Origin of the sequence: Tenacibaculum sp. A30 (assembly GCF_051200845.1) — a bacterium.
Taxonomy (GTDB): Bacteria; Bacteroidota; Bacteroidia; order Flavobacteriales; family Flavobacteriaceae; genus Polaribacter.
The window spans coordinates 2574472-2592017 of the sequence record NZ_CP195160.1 but is presented as its reverse complement, the minus strand read 5'-3'; the positions used below and the strand labels follow the sequence as shown (position 1 = coordinate 2592017).

Here is a 17546-nt window from a genome sequence, read left to right as displayed (position 1 = left end):
TTTTACACTTTTCAAAATTATGATTAATGGCAACCTTTAACTGAATTATGAAGATCAGATACAGGAAGTGGAGAAACATAAGGTATTCCTAACCCTAGTCCTCTAAGAATAAACAATACTCCAATAATAATTACAACATAAGGTATTGCTTGTTGAATTCTTTTTCGCACCAAACCATTTGCAAAATTCCCTACATAAACCACTGCCGTCATTAATGGTATTGTTCCTAATCCGAAGAGAAACATATATAGGCTTCCTGATAACATATTAGTTGTACTCAACGCTCCAAAAACTGCCATATAAACTAATCCACAAGGAAGAAACCCATTTAAAAAACCTATGGTAAAGAAAGTATCATTCCCTTTTTTCTTTAGCTCTTTTCCTAAAGAAGACTTTACTTTCATTACCAATTTATTAATAGGCGTTGAAAAATTATACTTTTGAAAAGTTTTAGGTAATAAGATTACCAAAATCATTAAAACACCTACGATGATTGAAAGTTGTTGTTGAAATCCGAAAAAGTAAAATCCTTTTCCTAATAACCCAAACAACAAACCTATTAAACTGTAGGTAAATAGGCGCCCTAAATGGTAGCTTGCTATTTGAAAGAACTGTTTTACTTTATTCGTTCTGTCTACAGGTAACATAAAGGCTATAGGACCACACATGCCTATACAGTGAAAACTACCTAATAAACCAAATATGATTGCTGAAAGAAACATTAGTAAACTAATTCTTTCTGAAATAAATAATCTTTATTTTTGTAGTTCCAGGAAACTGTTATGTTCCAACGACCACCCAACAAACGTTTCTCAGGCACGAGCAAATATGTTTCGGAGATCGAAATAGGTATTTCGAAATCCAATTGTTTATCAGATGGTCTGTATAGGAACACTTTTCCTTTTATATCTTTAGGGTTAAAGTCCGTTGGAAAATGGACTTTAATTCCTTCAGTTACTTTTTCTATTTTAATATTCTTTTTTAATGCTTTCGCATTTTTAGTAGCATCTAATTTGTTCTGAAATTCTAATTCTTGTTGGTAGTATTTTTCAGTTACTAAATCGTGATTAAAGTTTTTACCTGTACTCATCGTTACTACGAAATACATGATAAACCCTATAAATCCTACAATTGCTATTACTATACCCGTGCCCCAGTTTAGTTTCATTTTATTTTATTTTTTTGCTATTAGCTTTTGGCTTTTAGCATTAATTCTATTTATTTTCGACCAATTTATCTATAACTTCTTGGTCCTAAAAAGTTGGTAGTAGTTGTTTCAATAAGTTTATCACCACTATATACTCCAATTTTTAGTTTTTCCTTTTCATCTTTCATTTCTGATTGATGTAGTTCTATAAACAATGTACCTTCTGCTAATCCTTGTTTAGGTACTTCAAAATCTTGATGTGTTACCGTTTCTATTTTTCCTTTATGAGATAACAATTTATAACTCACATTATCTATTTGTTTTGTTGTTTTATTTACTACTTTAAAAGTGTAAATATTACTAATAACTCCGTTTTCTTTGTGTTGATACAACTGCCCTGGCAATCGTAAAATTGTTGCTTCTACATCGTTCCTCAAAAACAGCATCCCTATTAAAATTCCTATTAAAATAAACAAAACTGCTGAGTACCCTTTCATTCTTGCAGTGAATTTAAAAGGTGCTTTCTTTACAATATTTTCTTCACTTGCATAACGAATAAGTCCTTTTGGCAATCCTACTTTTTCCATTATATGGTCACATTCATCAATACAAGCTGTACAGTTTACACATTCTAATTGCGTACCGTTTCGAATATCTATTCCTGTAGGACATACATGCACACATTGAAAACAATCTATACAATCTCCTTTTCCAGACGCTGCTCTATCTTCTTTTTTATTAAACTTTCCTCTCCCTGCTTTTCCTTCTCCTCTTACATGATCGTAAGCCACATTAATAGTTTTATTATCTAACAGTACTCCTTGTAATCTACCATAAGGGCAAGCTATAATGCAAACTTGCTCTCTAAACCATGCAAAAATAAAATAGAATACTCCTGTAAATATTAATAGTGAAATTAAGGTACTAAGATTATCTAACGGGTTACTTGTTATATAACTTATTAATTTGTCGCTTCCTATTAAATAGGCTAAGAATACATTGGCTATAATAAAAGAGATGATAAAAAATATAATCCATTTTAAAACTCTCTTTCTAATTTTCTCTGCATTCCAAGGTTGTTTCGCTAATCGTATTTGTTTACCTCTATCTCCTTCAATTAGATATTCTATTTTTCTGAACACCATTTCTAAGAAAATGGTTTGCGGACAAATCCAACCGCAAAAAATTCGACCAAAAACAACAGTAAATAGAATGATAAACACCACTCCTATTATCATTGAAATCACCATTAAATGAAAGTCTTGTGGCCAAAAAGGAAATCCGAAAATGTTAAATTTACGTTCTAAAACATTAAATAGTAAAAACTGATTTCCGTTAATTTTAATAAACGGTGCTAGTAATAAAAACGCTAATAAAAAATAGCTTATATAGCTTCGATACTTATAAAACTTTCCGCTTGGTTTTTTTGGAAACACCCAAGCCCTTTTTCCTTCATCATTTATAGTACCAATACTATCTCTGAATTGTTCGTTTTTGGGTGTTTCCATAATCAACTATTAAAAACTAATTTGTAACTTCTATTTTTATTGAATACTATCTTTTACTTGCTCTTCTATTGGTTCTGCAACAGTTGATGCTTGACCTTCTTCTTTATATAACTCTCCTTGAGGTTCTTTTGGTTTTGCTGGGGTAGTTCCTTGTAAAGAAATTATATAACTCGCAACCTTTTGAATGTCTTTAGGTTTTAATGTTTTGTTCCAAGCAACCATACCTTTACCATCTCTACCTCCATTAGCAACTGTATTAAAAATATTCTTCATTCCTCCTCCTAAAATCCAATACTCATCTGTCAGATTAGGTCCTATACCTCCTCCTCCATCAGCCATATGACATGCTGCACAGTTTAAATTAAATACAGCTTTACCTCTACTTAAATCGGCATCAGAAGTTAATACTGTAGCAGTTTCTGCATCAATAATAGCTTCCTTTGAGTTTGATTTAAATGCTGCTAATTCTCTTTTAGCTTCTGCTACTGCTTGAGCATACTCCATTTCTTGGTTATCTGCTCCTAATACATGATATCTTACTAAATATACTGCTGCAAAAATGATTGTTGCATAGAACATATATAGCCACCATGGTGGTAAGTTATTGTCTAACTCTTTAATTCCATCATAATTATGATCAAGAATAATTTCATCTTCTTGCTCAATTGCTTTGGCTTCTGTCCACTTACTAATAAGTTTTTTAGCCCAAGCCCAGTTATCAACTTCTTCTGGTTTAACTCCGTCTTTTTCCATTTGAAGTTGCTCTGCTCTTTGTTGCGCTACAATGTTTAAAGCTTCTTTTAAAACTACAACAGTTATAAGCCCTACAATTGCTATCCAAACTAATGGATGTTCATATAGGCTAAATGGATTTTGGTATGATTTAATTGCAGTAGCAATAGCAAAAAAGGTTACTGCAACAAAAATGATATATACTATAGATTGAAAATATTTTTTCATCTTGTTTAATTTTACTAATTATCTAAAGGTAATTCACTTACTCTACTTATATATTCTTTTTTGGCTGTAAATACCCACCAAAATAACACTACGAAAAATGTAAAGAATATGGTTAGCGAAATAATTGGGTATAGTTCAATACCTGCAATTGTTTCCATATGGTTTTTTACAAACTTTAACATAATTTCTAGTTTTTAGCGCTTAATTGATCTTCAACATCTTTTACTTTAATATCGGTACCTAATCGTTGTAAGTAAGCTATTAAGGCTACGATTTCTCTATCTTTCATTTCTATGAAAGTTTGTCCGTTTTCTTGAGCGTACTTTTTATCAGCTTCATAGTTTGCTTTGAAATCAGGGTCTGCGTATAAATTCTCTTGAATTTTCGCTCCTTGAGCATCCATACTTGCTTGTGCATTGGCAATATCTTCATCAGTATATGGAACTCCTAGACTTACCATTGCTTTCATTTTTCTTTCAGTATCACTCTTATCTAACTCATCTCTTACTAACCATTGGTATGCTGGCATGATAGATCCTGGTGATGTACTTTGTGGATCGTACATGTGGTTTAAGTGCCAACTATCGTTATACTTATCTCCAACTCTTAATAAATCTGGACCTGTACGTTTAGAACCCCATAAGAATGGATGATCGTACACAAACTCTCCTGCTTTAGCAAACTCTCCGTAACGTTCTACTTCTGACCTGAATGGACGTACCATTTGTGAGTGACATCCAACACATCCTTCACGGATATAAATATCTCTACCTTCTAATTCTAACGGCGTATATGGTTGTACACTTGTTATTGTTGGAATATTAGATTTTACTAATAATGTTGGTATAATTTGTACAATTCCTCCAATTAAAATAGCTACAGTAGCATATATGGTTAATTTTACAGGTCTTCTTTCTAACCAAGTGTGCCATCCTTCATTTGAAGTTCTGTGCTTAGAAACTTTAGTTAATGCTGGTGCTTCTGCTAACTCATCAGCAACTTCAGTTCCTGATTTAACTGTTTTAATAATATTATATAACATTACGAAAGCTCCAAGAATATATAAACTTCCTCCAATAGCACGCATCCAATACATTGGTATAATTTCATTTACTGTTTCTAAGAAATTACCGTATGTTAAGGTTCCGTCTGGATTAAATTGTTTCCACATAGAAGCTTGTACAAACCCTGCTACGTACATTGGTAATGCATACATGATGATACCTAAAGTTCCAATCCAGAAGTGGAAGTTAGCCAATGCTGTAGAGTATAATTTTGTTTTGAACATTCTTGGTACTAACCAGTATAACATACCGAAAGTTAAGAATCCGTTCCATGCTAAAGCACCTACGTGTACGTGAGCAATAATCCAATCACTAAAGTGTGCAATTGCGTTTACATTCTTTAACGATAACATTGGTCCTTCAAAAGTTGCCATACCATAACCTGTAATTGCAACTACCATGAATTTTAATACTGGATCTACTCTTACTTTATCCCAAGCTCCACGAAGTGTTAATAATCCGTTGATCATACCTCCCCAAGATGGTGCGATTAACATTACAGAGAATGCTACTCCTAAGTTTTGAGCCCAATCTGGTAAAGATGAATATAATAAGTGGTGAGGTCCTGCCCAGATGTAGATAAAAATTAACGACCAGAAGTGTACAATAGATAATCTATATGAATATACCGGACGGTTAGCCGCCTTAGGAACAAAGTAGTACATTAATCCTAAGAACGGGGTTGTTAAGAAAAATGCTACGGCGTTATGCCCGTACCACCATTGTACCAGTGCATCTTGAACCCCTGCATACACAGAATAACTTTTCATGAAACTTACTGGAAGCTCTAAACTGTTAAAAATATGTAATACCGCTACGGTTACAAAAGTTCCTAAGTAGAACCAAATTGCTACATATAAATGGCGTTGTCTTCTTTGTAAGATTGTCCAAATCATGTTAGCACCAAAAGCCACCCAAACTAGTGCTATGGCTATATCAATTGGCCATTCTAATTCGGCGTATTCTTTTGAAGTTGTATACCCTAACGGAAGTGTTATGGCTGCTGCAACAATAATTAACTGCCATCCCCAAAAGTTAAAGTTACTTAAAAAGTTACTCGCCATACGTGCCTTAAGCAATCGCTGTAACGAATAATACACCCCCGCAAAAATGGCATTTCCTACGAAAGCGAAAATTACTGCATTGGTGTGTAGTGGTCTTAAACGACCGAAACTTAACCACGAAATTCCGTCAGTTAAATTTGGGAATAAAAACATAAAAGCCAATGTCAATCCTACTGTAAAACCTACTATTCCCCATAGTAAGGTTGCGTAGATGAATTTTTTTACGATCTTATTATCGTAATAAAATTGTTGCATTTCCATAATCTATTTGAATTTAATATCTATTGTTAGTTGTTAATATTGTCTTCTTTTACCAATTCATCATCAAACAACATGCGAACCGATGGCGTATACGAATCATCGTACTGCCCATTTTTTACTGAAACAATAAATGCTATAAAGAAAATAATAGCCACTAAAATACTTAGTGTAAGTAGTAAATAAATAACGCTCATATCTTGCCTGATAATTTGTAGTTCAAAGATAATTGTGAAGATTTTCTTAAAATATGACATTTATCATATTTGAATCTTTTTTTAAAAAGATAACCTTCTTTTAATATTTTTCATTAAATAGTCATTGAAAACAACTTTGTTTCTGGTTGTTTTTCATGTAATTTTTTATCGAAAGCCATGCAAATATTTCGCACATACGGTCTTGCTTTTTCAGGTACTATCAACTCGCTTCCTTCAACAGACACCAATCCATCAGCTATCATTTCTTCTAGCTTTTCTATGTACATTTCTACATTTTCAATTTTTAATGAATCTTCTTTCCACGAAGTAGAAAAATGACACATAATATTTAAAATATGTTTTCTAATAATTAAATCTTCTTCGGATAAAATATGTCCTCTAAACACAGGAATCTCGCCTTCGTTAACTACTTTTTCATATTCTTTTACCGTTTTCACATTTTGCGCAAATCCGTACCAAGAATCTGAAATTGCCGACATACCCAAACCAATCATTAACTGAGTTTTATTAGCGGTATATCCCATAAAGTTACGGTGTAAAGTTTTCTCTTCGGTCGCTTTGTATAAACTGTCTGTTGGTAATGCAAAATGATCCATCCCTATTTCAACATAGCCCATTTCCGCAAATAACTCCTTACCTATTTCATATAACTCTCGTTTCTCTTCATTCTTAGGTAAATCGTTTTCATTAAATCCACGTTGCCCTACTCCTTTTACCCACGGCACATGCGCATAACTGTAAAACGAAATTCTATCAGGTTGTAGTTCTTTGGTTCTATTAATGGTATAAATTACATTTTCTTTCGTTTGAAACGGAAGACCAAACACTAAATCGTGGCTGATAGAAGTATATCCTATCTCTTTTGCCCAATTATGTACTTTCTCTACATTTTCAAATGGTTGAATTCTGTGGATTGCTTCTTGTACCTTCGGATTGTAATCTTGCACTCCAAAACTTACACGTGTAAACCCTAAATTATACAATGTCTGTAAATGCTCTTTCGTAGTATTGTTCGGATGCCCTTCAAAACTAAATTCATGATCAGGATGTTTTTCAGCATTCATAAAAATTCCATCAATCAATCTTTTTAATTGTGTTTCAGAAAAGAACGTTGGCGTTCCTCCTCCTAAATGAATTTCTTTTATTATTGGTTTTTCATCTACCAAATCAACGTACAATTGCCACTCTTTTAACACCGTTTCTATATACGGATCTTCAACTTCATGACGCTTTGTAATATGTTTGTGGCACGCACAAAACGTACATAAACTTTCACAAAACGGTAAGTGAATGTATAAACTAATTCCTTCTGTAGAATTACTTTCTATAAACGATTGTTTAAACGTTGCTATCCATTTCTCCTTTGAAAAAGTTTCATTGTCCCAATACGGAACAGTTGGATAACTCGTATATCTTGGTCCTGGAATGTTATATTTTTGAATAAGTGAATTCATGTTCTCGATACTATTTTGTTTCATTCTTCTACAAAATCACTCGAACTGACATTAAGCCAATTCTAAAGCAATTTCTATCATTTCTTTAAAAGTTTGCTCTCTTTCTTCGGCAGTTGTTCTTTCTTTTGTAACCAAACTATCTGAAATAGTTAAGATTGATAATGCGTTTACTTTGTGTTTAGCAGCAACGGTATACAATCCGTTTGTTTCCATTTCAACACACAGCACACCGTAATCTGCCCATTTTTTATAGCTTTCAAATTCATCAGCATAAAACTCATCAGAACTTAAAATATTCCCTGCTTTTAACTGAATTCCTTTTTCTTTTGCTACTTCAATAGCTTTTAGAAACAACTCAAAACTCGCCGTTGGCGCATAATCGGCTCCGTTAAAACGAATCGTATTTAATCCTGAGTTGGTTGAAGCCGCCATCGCTATAACAATATCTCTAATTCTTACTTCCTTTTGATAAGAACCTGCTGAACCTACTCGAATTAAATTTTTAACTCCGTACTCAGTAATCAATTCATGAGCATAGATTAACGCTGAAGGAATTCCCATTCCTGTTCCTTGTACAGAAATCTTCTTTCCATGATAAGTTCCTGTGAATCCTAACATACCTCGAACATCATTATAGCAAACTGGATTTTCTAAAAATGTTTCTGCAATCCACTTTGCTCGCATAGGATCACCTGGTAATAAAACAGTTTCTGCTATTTCTCCTTTTTTTGCTTCAATATGTACGCTCATTATTTTAGATTTTTAGATGTTTGGATACTTGGGTGCTTAGATATTTGGATTATTTGATTGTTAGATTACTTTTGGCTGAAAGCTGTAAGCTATATGCTGTAGGCTATACGCACTTGTAACTTTTCACTTTTAGTTTTACATTTTTCACTTTTCACTTTTCGTTTTCAAACTCCTATTAATATTGATCTTTATCAGCAGTTCCTTCTGTTATTAATGAAACTCCAGAAGAAGTTCCTAAACGTGTTACTCCCATTGCTATATACTTCAGTGCAGTTTCTATATCTCTAATTCCTCCTGCTGCCTTTATTTGAGCTTTTCCATCTACCACACTATCCATGATAGTTACATCTTCAAAAGTTGCTCCTCCTGTTCCAAAGCCCGTTGATGTTTTCACAAAATCAGCACCTGCATTTACAGCTAACTTACTTGCTGTTTTTATCTGTTTTTTTGACAAATAACAATTTTCAAAAATCACTTTTAAAGTGTTTTCTCCTATCGCTTCTTTAATCAATCGGATTTCTTTTTCAACATATTTTTCATCTCCTTCTAATAGCTTTCCTATATTGATAACCATATCAATTTCTGATGCTCCATTTTTTATACAATCTTTAGCTTCAAAAACTTTCGCTTCGGTAGTCATTGCTCCTAACGGAAAACCAATAACCGCAGCTACTTTTACCTCTGTTTCCTGTAACTCTTTTGCTGCTAATTCTACATAACAACCATTTACACAAACTGCAAAAAAATTATATTCTTTAGCTTCATTACAAAGCTTAACGATATCTGCTTTTGTCGCTGTAGCTTTCAACAACGTATGATCTATGTATCTATTCAGCCTCATAACTAAACTTCTTTAACTCTGTTTACTGAATCTGATTTGGATAAGGTTAAACGCACAACACTGTCTTCTAAAGCAGTTAAGTTATGTATAATTTTTGCTTCTAAAGAAATCATATCTCCTGAATTTAACCTCTTTACTTCATTGTTTACACCAAAATCTATGTTTCCTTTCAGTACTTGAACAACTATTGGATAAGGTGCTTTATGATCTTTCATTACCTGATTTTTCTTAAAAACTATTCTAATTTCTTTGGAAAAATCGGTTTCTAACAATAAAGAAACAGCTACCTTTTCTTCATTGTACTCTAAGTTTTCTAAAAATGCTGCTGTTTTCATATTTTAAATTTATTTTAGTTTTCTTCCTAACATATTGGTAGCAATCGTTGTAAATACTACCACACTTATAGAGCTTAAAGGCATTAAAATTGCTGCAATTACAGGCATTAATTGCCCTGTTACTGCAAAATAAAGTCCTACAACATTGTACATTAAAGATAATAAAAAACAATATTTTATAATTTTTACTGCTTTTTTTGAGGCTTTTATATAATCTGCTATCTGATTAAATTTCGTCGCATCTAAAATCGCATCACAGGCTGGAGAAAACACGTTAATATTCTCAGATATTACAACTCCCACATTACTTTGAGCTAGAGCTCCAGCATCATTCAATCCGTCTCCAATCATCAACACACTCTTATCTTTTTCTTGCAACTCCTCAACATAGTGCAATTTATCTTGTGGTTTTTGATTGAATAAAAAGGTGGTTTCTTTCGGTAAAAACTCTTCTAAAAACTTCTTTTCTCCTTCATTATCTCCAGATACTATCGATAAATCATATTTCTTATTTAGCTGAGTAAATAATTCCTGAACACCTTTTCTATAGGCATTTTTGAAAACATACTTTCCTTTGTATTCATCATTAACACTAATATGTACTGAAGTATCTAAATTCGTTTGCTCTTTTGCATTTTTAACAAAAGAAGATGAACCTATTTTTATTTTTGTTTGTTGATAATTCGCTTCAATTCCTTTACCTACGTGCTCTTGATAACTATCTACGGTTAACACCTCTTCATCTTGTAACGAAGTGTACAACATTCTACTTAATGGGTGATTCGACGCTCTAAGAGAACTTTTTAGTATTGATTTTTGAGTGGGATCTAAGCTTTCTCCTTCATACGTTATTGTGTTTTCTTTATTCGTGGTAAGCGTACCTGTTTTATCAAAAATTACCGAATTAACAGCTGCTAATTGTTCTACTACAGTCGCATTTTTAAGATAGAATTTCTTTCTGCCAAAAATTCGCAAGATGTTTCCTAAAGTAAACGGAGCTGCCAATGCAATTGCACACGGACATGCGATAATTAGAACCGAAGTAAATACGTTTAACGCTACACTTGAATCGTAATACAGCCAAAATCCAGTAGATAAAAAAGCGATAGATAAAACAACTATGGTAAAGTTTTTACTTATCTCATCTGTTAATGTTTTAAAAGATGAGTTTTTATCTTTCTGAAACACATCATTACTCCATAATTGTGTCAAATAACTTTGTGAAACCGACGCTAACACTTCCATTTCTATACTTCCAGACAATTGTTTTCCTCCTGCGAACAACTTATCTCCCGATTTTTTGTTTACGGGCACTTCTTCACCTGTAACGAAACTGTAATCTATTTTTGCTTCTCCGCTAATTAAAATTCCATCAACAGGAATCAACTCCTGATTTCTAATTAATAATCTATCTCCTTTTTTAACTTCATAAATTTGAGTATTCTCTTCTTTTTTGTCAGAAGTTATCTTGGTTACCGCAATTGGAAAATACGATTTATAATCACGTTCAAACGATAAGAAATTATAAGTTTTCTGCTGAAAAAACTTCCCAAGTAATAAAAAGAATACTAATCCAGTTAAACTATCGAAGAATCCAGTTCCTAAATCAAAAAGAATTTCTGCCGTACTACGAACAAACAGCACAAATATTCCTAAAGCAATAGGAACATCGATGTTTAAAATTTTTGAGCGCAAGCCTTTATAAGCTGAAATGAAATAATCAATTCCTGCATAAAACACTACTGGAAGTGAAAAAATAAACATCAACCAACGGAATACACCTTTGTATTGTTCTAACCAGTATTCTGACACTTCAAAATATTCAGGAAATGATAAAAACATCACGTTTCCGAAAGCAAAACCAGCAATTCCTAATTTATAAATTAAGCTGCGATCAACTTTCTTTTTTCCAACTTCATAATCTTCTAAACTGATATACGGTTCATAACCAATAGAACTTAATAATAGTACTATTTCTTTTAGTGAAGTCTTTTCTGAATTGTACGTAATTCGTACAGTTTTTTTCGGGAAGTTAACTTGCGCCGACGAAACATTACTTTGCAGTTTGTGTAGATTTTCTAAAACCCAAATACACGAACTACAGTGAATATGCGGTATATACAGATTAATGACCTGCATATTACCATCGTTAAACTCAAGAAGTTTTTCTACAATCGGTTGATTATCTAAAAAATCGTACTTTCCTTGTATTTCTTCAGGGATAGCTCCTGGGTTGTTTTGAAAATCGTAATAACACGTTAAATCGTTTTCTGAAAATATTTCATAAACGGTTTTACACCCTTTACAGCAGAAAAATTTATCTTGTACTGTAATTTTTTCGGTATCACATTCGTTACCACAATGAAAACATATTTTGCTTTCCATATTTACTCTTTTGCCTACAACAAATGTCCGATAAGATTCTATTTTAAAACATGATAATTGTCAGCTTTTTCTGTATATTTGAGTGGAAAAAAAGGCAAAAATATGAGCAAGTGTGAGCAGTGTATTATTCGGGAATTCAACTCCTTAAAAACTTTAACGAAAGACGAATTAATAAGAATTACTGGGTGTAAAACATCGAAAACGGTAAGAAAAGGTGAAGTTTTATTTGATGAAGGAGAATATATTAATGGAGTATTTTGTATTAAAGAAGGAGTTTGTAAGGTTTCTAAAATGAGTGATAATGGTAGAGATCAAATTATTCATTTAATACAAAAAGGAGATATTTTAGGAGAACGTAGTTTAATAAACAACGAAGCCTCAAATTTAAAGGCTATTGCCATAAATGATATGGAAGTTTGTTTTATTCCTAAAGATGAAATTATTAGGGATTTAGAGAACAATCCTCATTTTTCTTTAGATCTTTTAAGAAAAATGGCTAACTCACTAAAAAAAGCAGATGATGTTATTGTTGATATGGCTCAAAAAACCGTAAAACAACGTTTAGCAGCTACTCTTTTGTTTTTAGAAGCCAAGTTTGAAAAAAATGATAATGGCTCTATAAAGGTTAACTTATCTAGAGAAGATATTGCCAATATTATAGGAACTGCCACTGAAAGTGCCATCCGATTACTTTCTGAATTTAAAAAGAAGAAAATGATCGATTTACAAGGAAAAGAAATCGTTATTTTAGATGTTAAAGCCTTAAAAGACTTGTCTGAAGGTTTCTAAATATAAAAACAAAAAAAATCGTCTAAATAGACGATTTTTTTGTTTTAAGCTTCACCTGTAGTCCCACCAAAATTCATTGGAATTGGAGGCTGCTCATAATCTTTAATTTCACCATGTGCTTGTTCAAACTTACGAATATTATCTGCCAACGCTTTTGATAAACGTTTTGCATGTTGTGGTGTTAATATAATTCTCGATTTTACTTTTGCCTTAGGTACACCTGGCATAATGTTGATGAAATCAACAATAAACTCTGAAACAGAATGGTTTATAATAGCTAAATTACTATAGGTTCCTTCAGCTATTTCTTGATCTAATTCTATGTTTAATTGAGGTTCTTTTTTAGTATCGTCCATACTGTAATATATTATTTTTTTAGAAAAAAACAAGGGTTTAGAGTTTTAAAAACTCTAAACCCTTGCTATAATTTATAAACATAAGTTCTTATAAACTTTGTTCAATCTCATCTTTAGGACCTACGATTTGATCTTCGTATGCTCTCATTCCTGTACCTGCTGGTATACGCTTACCTACAATTACATTTTCTTTTAATCCTTCTAAGGTATCTACTTTACCGTTTACTGCGGCTTCGTTTAATACTTTAGTAGTTTCCTGGAACGACGCAGCTGAGATAAACGACTTCGTTTGTAACGAAGCTCTTGTAATACCTTGTAATACTTGCTCAGCAGTAGCTGGTTGAGCATCACGTGCAATTACTAAGTTTTTATCTTCTCTACGTAATAAAGAGTTTTCATCTCTTAATTGACGAGCAGTAACAATTTGTCCTGGTTTTAAGTTTGCTGAATCTCCTGAGTCTTCAACAACTTTCATTCCGTAGATAGCATCGTTTTCTTTAATGAAATCAGTTTTATGAACTAATTGATTTTCTAAGAATAAGGTATCTCCTGAATCAATAATTCTAACTTTACGCATCATTTGACGTACTACTACTTCGAAATGCTTGTCATTAATCTTCACCCCTTGTAAACGATATACTTCTTGAATTTCGTTTACTAAGTACTCTTGTACAGCTGAAGGTCCTTTGATATTTAAGATATCTGTTGGAGTAATTGCTCCGTCAGATAACGGCATACCTGCTTTGATAAAGTCATTTTCTTGAACTAAGATTTGGTTAGATAACTTGATTAAGTATTTTCTAACATCACCTGTTTTAGATTCAATAATGATTTCACGGTTACCTCGTTTAATCTTACCAAAAGATACAACTCCGTCAATCTCAGCAACTACTGCTGGGTTAGATGGGTTACGTGCTTCAAATAATTCTGTTACACGTGGTAAACCTCCTGTAATATCTCCTGCTTTACCAGACTTACGAGGAATTTTTACTAATGTTTTACCAGACTCAACTTTATCACCATTATCAACAATTAAGTGAGCTCCTACTGGTAAACTGTATGAACGTAATGCATTACCATCAGCATCTTCAATGATTAATGAAGGAATGATTTTCTTGTTCTTAGAATCAGTAATTACTTTTTCTTGGAAACCTGTTTGTTCATCAATTTCTACAGAGTAGTTAATTCCTTGCTCTAAGTTATCAAACTTCACTTTACCAGCGAATTCTGAAACGATAACTCCGTTAAATGGATCCCATTGACATAGGGCATCTCCTTTTTTGATCGTTTTTCTATCTTTATCAAAAATAATAGAACCGTAAGGAATAATATTTGTACTTAATACAACTCCGTTTTTCTTATCTATAATTTTAACTTCGGCAGTACGAGAAATAACGATATCTACTTCTTCTCCTGCTGCGTCTTTACCTTTAACCGTACGTAAATCATCAATAGTTACATCTCCATCAAACTTAGCGATTAACTTGTTGTCTTCTGAAATATTTCCTGCTACCCCTCCAACGTGGAACGTACGTAATGTTAACTGTGTACCTGGTTCTCCAATCGATTGTGCTGCAATTACACCAACTGCTTCACCTCTTTGAACTTTTTGACCAGTAGACATACTTTGTCCGTAACACTTCTCACAAATTCCTTTTTCAGATTCACAAGTTAATGCAGAACGAACTTCGATTGTATCTACCCCTGCAGCTTCAATTTTATCTGCTAATATTGGAGTAATTAATTCTCCTGCAGCGATTAATAACTCATCTGAATTTGGTGGATATACATCGTGTAATGCTGTACGACCAGAAATTCTATCACTTAAAGATTCAACGATTTCATCATTCTTCTTTAATGCAGAAACTTCTAATCCTCTTAATGTACCACAATCTACTTCATTAATGATAACATCTTGAGATACATCTACTAAACGACGTGTTAAATAACCTGCATCGGCTGTTTTTAATGCGGTATCGGCAAGACCTTTACGAGCACCGTGCGTAGAGATAAAGTATTCTAAGATTGATAAACCTTCTTTAAAGTTAGATAAAATCGGGTTTTCAATAATTTCTCCACCACTAGCTGTAGACTTTTTAGGTTTTGCCATCAGACCACGCATACCTGTTAACTGACGAATCTGCTCTTTCGATCCACGCGCTCCAGAATCTAACATCATGAATACTGAGTTAAATCCTTGTTGGTCTTCACGTAAACGCTTCATCGATAATTCAGTTAATCGGTTGTTGGTAGACCCCCAAACATCAATTACCTGGTTATAACGCTCTTTTTGCGTTAACATACCCATGTTATAGTTCATGATAATACCATCCACTTCTTGGTTTGCCTCAGCAATCATAGCGTGTTTCTCTTCTGGAATAATGATATCACCTAATGAGAATGATAAACCACCTTCGAAGGCGTATTTATATCCCATATTTTTAATTTCATCTAAGAATTTTCCAACAGCTGGTATATCAGTAACTTTTAAAATTCTACTAATAACACCTCTTAATGATTTCTTAGTTAAAACTTCATTAATAAACCCTGCTTCTTCTGGTACAACTTCGTTGAATAAAACTCTACCTACAGTAGTTTCAATAATTCTAACTACGTGCTCTCCATTAACTACATCATTAGTACGAACCTTAATACCTGCGTTTAGGTCTACTTTCTCTTCATTTAAGGCAATAATTACCTCTTCTGGAGAATAGAAAGTTAATCCTTCACCCTTAATTGGCACTTCAGGAGTTGACTTTCTTTCTTTAGTCATATAATAAAGTCCTAATACCATATCTTGTGATGGTACTGTAATAGGAGCTCCATTTGCTGGGTTTAAGATATTGTGAGAACCTAACATTAATAGTTGAGCCTCTAAAATAGCTTCTGGCCCTAATGGTAAGTGAACCGCCATTTGATCCCCATCAAAATCCGCGTTAAATGCCGAACATGCTAATGGGTGTAAACGAATTGCTTTACCTTCTATTAATTTTGGTTGGAATGCTTGAATACCTAAACGGTGTAAGGTAGGGGCACGGTTTAATAATACCGGGTGTCCTTTAATTACATTTTCTAAGATATCCCAAACAACTGGTTCTTTGCGATCTATAATTTTCTTTGCAGATTTTACAGTTTTAACAATACCTCTTTCGATTAACTTACGAATAACGAAAGGCTTGTATAGTTCTGCTGCCATATCTTTTGGCAATCCACATTCAAATAATCTTAATTCTGGTCCAACAACAATTACCGAACGTGCAGAATAATCAACACGCTTACCTAATAAGTTTTGACGGAAACGTCCTTGTTTACCTTTTAAACTATCAGATAATGATTTTAATGGTCTATTAGACTCAGTTTTTACTGCAGATGATTTACGTGTGTTATCAAATAATGAATCTACTGATTCTTGTAACATACGTTTCTCGTTACGTAAAATTACTTCTGGAGCTTTGATTTCCATTAATCGCTTTAAACGATTGTTACGGATGATTACACGACGGTATAAATCATTTAAATCAGAAGTAGCGAAACGACCTCCATCTAACGGAACTAATGGACGTAATTCTGGTGGTATAACCGGAATTACTTTCATAATCATCCATTCTGGATTATTTTCTCTGTTCTTTTGAGAATCTCTAAAAGCTTCAACAACATTTAAACGCTTTAATGCTTCGTTTTTACGTTGCTTAGAAGTTTCAGTATTTGCTTTATGACGTAACTCATAAGATAATTGGTCTAAATCGATTCTTTCTAATAAATCGATTAAACACTCTGCTCCCATTTTAGCGATAAACTTATTAGGATCAGAATCTTCTAAGTACATATTTTCTTGTGGAAGTGTATCTAAAATATCTAAATACTCTTCTTCTGTTAAGAAATCCATTTTTTGTAATGGTTCTCCTTCAGCATTTTTAGCAATACCTGGTTGAATTACTACGTAACGCTCGTAGTAAATAATCATATCTAACTTTTTAGATGGTAACCCTAAAAGGTATCCCATTTTGTTAGGTAATGATCTAAAATACCAAATATGTGCTACAGGTACTACTAAGTTAATATGACCTACTCTATCTCTACGTACTTTTTTCTCAGTAACTTCAACCCCACAACGGTCACAAACGATACCTTTATATCGAATTCTTTTGTATTTACCACACGCACACTCGTAATCTTTTACAGGACCAAAGATACGCTCACAAAATAACCCATCTCTTTCTGGTTTATGTGTACGGTAGTTAATTGTTTCTGGTTTTAACACCTCACCTTTAGAAGCCTCTAAAATAGACTCAGGTGATGCTAAACCTATTGAAATTTTGTTAAACTTCTTAACAGTGTATTTTTCGTTTTTTCTTGCCATGATAATGGATTCGAATTAAAAATAAATGTCTTTTAACAAGACTGATATTGAAAAAAT

General features: G+C 33.0%; 15 protein-coding genes. 1 reads left to right on the top strand and 14 read right to left on the bottom strand.

What is annotated here, in order from left to right; all coding sequences use genetic code 11:
* Positions 1–23 precede the first annotated feature (23 nt).
* The 12 genes from ACR9ES_RS12455 to ACR9ES_RS12400 all read right to left on the bottom strand — a co-directional run bounded on the left by ACR9ES_RS12455 (position 24) and on the right by ACR9ES_RS12400 (position 11984).
* Positions 24–722 carry a sulfite exporter TauE/SafE family protein gene (locus tag ACR9ES_RS12455; RefSeq protein ID WP_435254424.1) on the bottom strand — a complete coding sequence of 233 codons (699 nt, stop codon included), beginning with the start codon at positions 720–722 and terminating at the stop codon, positions 24–26.
* Entirely contained in the window at positions 722–1168 is a 447-nt protein-coding gene (locus ACR9ES_RS12450; protein WP_435254423.1) for a FixH family protein, read from the bottom strand. The genes ACR9ES_RS12455 and ACR9ES_RS12450 overlap by 1 nt, the downstream gene beginning before the upstream one ends.
* A gap of 65 nt (positions 1169–1233) precedes the next feature.
* Positions 1234–2655 carry a cytochrome c oxidase accessory protein CcoG gene (ccoG, locus tag ACR9ES_RS12445; RefSeq protein WP_435254422.1) on the bottom strand — a complete coding sequence of 474 codons (1422 nt, stop codon included), beginning with the start codon at positions 2653–2655 and terminating at the stop codon, positions 1234–1236.
* 36 nt (positions 2656–2691) lie between these two features.
* Positions 2692–3615, bottom strand: a complete 924-nt coding sequence (locus ACR9ES_RS12440) for a cbb3-type cytochrome c oxidase N-terminal domain-containing protein (RefSeq protein WP_435254421.1) — start codon at positions 3613–3615, stop codon at positions 2692–2694.
* Between the two features lie 14 nt (positions 3616–3629).
* The gene (locus tag ACR9ES_RS12435; RefSeq protein WP_435254420.1) at positions 3630–3797 is read right to left on the bottom strand and encodes a CcoQ/FixQ family Cbb3-type cytochrome c oxidase assembly chaperone; all 168 of its coding nucleotides are present in this window, start codon (positions 3795–3797) and stop codon (positions 3630–3632) included.
* Between the two features lie 5 nt (positions 3798–3802).
* The gene (gene ccoN / locus ACR9ES_RS12430; RefSeq protein WP_435254419.1) at positions 3803–6004 is read right to left on the bottom strand and encodes a cytochrome-c oxidase, cbb3-type subunit I; all 2202 of its coding nucleotides are present in this window, start codon (positions 6002–6004) and stop codon (positions 3803–3805) included.
* Positions 6005–6030: 26 nt separating this feature from the next.
* Positions 6031–6198: a cbb3-type cytochrome oxidase assembly protein CcoS gene (gene ccoS, locus ACR9ES_RS12425; protein WP_274633627.1), complete on the bottom strand. Its 168-nt coding sequence runs from the start codon at positions 6196–6198 to the stop codon at positions 6031–6033.
* A gap of 113 nt (positions 6199–6311) precedes the next feature.
* Entirely contained in the window at positions 6312–7673 is a 1362-nt protein-coding gene (hemN, locus tag ACR9ES_RS12420) for an oxygen-independent coproporphyrinogen III oxidase (RefSeq protein WP_274633626.1), read from the bottom strand.
* Positions 7674–7724: 51 nt separating this feature from the next.
* Complete coding sequence (gene deoD, locus ACR9ES_RS12415) at positions 7725–8423, bottom strand: purine-nucleoside phosphorylase (RefSeq protein WP_274633625.1); 699 nt, start codon at positions 8421–8423, stop codon at positions 7725–7727.
* Positions 8424–8598: 175 nt separating this feature from the next.
* Positions 8599–9264, bottom strand: a complete 666-nt coding sequence (gene deoC / locus ACR9ES_RS12410) for a deoxyribose-phosphate aldolase (protein WP_274633624.1) — start codon at positions 9262–9264, stop codon at positions 8599–8601.
* 2 nt (positions 9265–9266) lie between these two features.
* Positions 9267–9599 (bottom strand): cupin domain-containing protein, encoded by a 333-nt coding sequence (locus ACR9ES_RS12405; protein WP_274633623.1) that lies wholly within the window; start codon positions 9597–9599, stop codon positions 9267–9269.
* A 9-nt stretch (positions 9600–9608) separates the two neighbouring features.
* Positions 9609–11984, bottom strand: a complete 2376-nt coding sequence (locus tag ACR9ES_RS12400; RefSeq protein ID WP_435254418.1) for a heavy metal translocating P-type ATPase — start codon at positions 11982–11984, stop codon at positions 9609–9611.
* Positions 11985–12086: 102 nt separating this feature from the next.
* Between ACR9ES_RS12400 and ACR9ES_RS12395 the strand changes: the two genes are divergently transcribed.
* The gene (locus ACR9ES_RS12395; protein WP_435254417.1) at positions 12087–12773 is read left to right on the top strand and encodes a Crp/Fnr family transcriptional regulator; all 687 of its coding nucleotides are present in this window, start codon (positions 12087–12089) and stop codon (positions 12771–12773) included.
* Positions 12774–12817: 44 nt separating this feature from the next.
* On the opposite strand, the gene ACR9ES_RS12390 is transcribed toward ACR9ES_RS12395, so the two are convergent.
* Together ACR9ES_RS12390 and rpoC are read right to left on the bottom strand one after the other, a co-directional pair.
* Positions 12818–13129 (bottom strand): DUF3467 domain-containing protein, encoded by a 312-nt coding sequence (locus ACR9ES_RS12390; protein ID WP_274633621.1) that lies wholly within the window; start codon positions 13127–13129, stop codon positions 12818–12820.
* A gap of 88 nt (positions 13130–13217) precedes the next feature.
* The gene (gene rpoC / locus ACR9ES_RS12385) at positions 13218–17489 is read right to left on the bottom strand and encodes a DNA-directed RNA polymerase subunit beta' (protein WP_435254416.1); all 4272 of its coding nucleotides are present in this window, start codon (positions 17487–17489) and stop codon (positions 13218–13220) included.
* Between the last annotated feature and the right edge of the window lie 57 nt (positions 17490–17546).

Excerpts from the sequence above, each read along its gene's own strand:
- ACR9ES_RS12455 (WP_435254424.1), bottom strand. The coding sequence starts at position 722 with ATGTTTCTTTCAGCAATCATATTTGGTTTATTAGGTAGTTTTCACTGT.
- ACR9ES_RS12450 (WP_435254423.1), bottom strand. The coding sequence starts at position 1,168 with ATGAAACTAAACTGGGGCACGGGTATAGTAATAGCAATTGTAGGATTT.
- ccoG (WP_435254422.1), bottom strand. The coding sequence starts at position 2,655 with ATGGAAACACCCAAAAACGAACAATTCAGAGATAGTATTGGTACTATA.
- ACR9ES_RS12440 (WP_435254421.1), bottom strand. The coding sequence starts at position 3,615 with ATGAAAAAATATTTTCAATCTATAGTATATATCATTTTTGTTGCAGTA.
- ACR9ES_RS12435 (WP_435254420.1), bottom strand. The coding sequence starts at position 3,797 with ATGTTAAAGTTTGTAAAAAACCATATGGAAACAATTGCAGGTATTGAA.
- ccoN (WP_435254419.1), bottom strand. The coding sequence starts at position 6,004 with ATGGAAATGCAACAATTTTATTACGATAATAAGATCGTAAAAAAATTC.
- ccoS (WP_274633627.1), bottom strand. The coding sequence starts at position 6,198 with ATGAGCGTTATTTATTTACTACTTACACTAAGTATTTTAGTGGCTATT.
- hemN (WP_274633626.1), bottom strand. The coding sequence starts at position 7,673 with ATGAATTCACTTATTCAAAAATATAACATTCCAGGACCAAGATATACG.
- deoD (WP_274633625.1), bottom strand. The coding sequence starts at position 8,423 with ATGAGCGTACATATTGAAGCAAAAAAAGGAGAAATAGCAGAAACTGTT.
- deoC (WP_274633624.1), bottom strand. The coding sequence starts at position 9,264 with ATGAGGCTGAATAGATACATAGATCATACGTTGTTGAAAGCTACAGCG.
- ACR9ES_RS12405 (WP_274633623.1), bottom strand. The coding sequence starts at position 9,599 with ATGAAAACAGCAGCATTTTTAGAAAACTTAGAGTACAATGAAGAAAAG.
- ACR9ES_RS12400 (WP_435254418.1), bottom strand. The coding sequence starts at position 11,984 with ATGGAAAGCAAAATATGTTTTCATTGTGGTAACGAATGTGATACCGAA.
- ACR9ES_RS12395 (WP_435254417.1), top strand. The coding sequence starts at position 12,087 with ATGAGCAAGTGTGAGCAGTGTATTATTCGGGAATTCAACTCCTTAAAA.
- ACR9ES_RS12390 (WP_274633621.1), bottom strand. The coding sequence starts at position 13,129 with ATGGACGATACTAAAAAAGAACCTCAATTAAACATAGAATTAGATCAA.
- rpoC (WP_435254416.1), bottom strand. The coding sequence starts at position 17,489 with ATGGCAAGAAAAAACGAAAAATACACTGTTAAGAAGTTTAACAAAATT.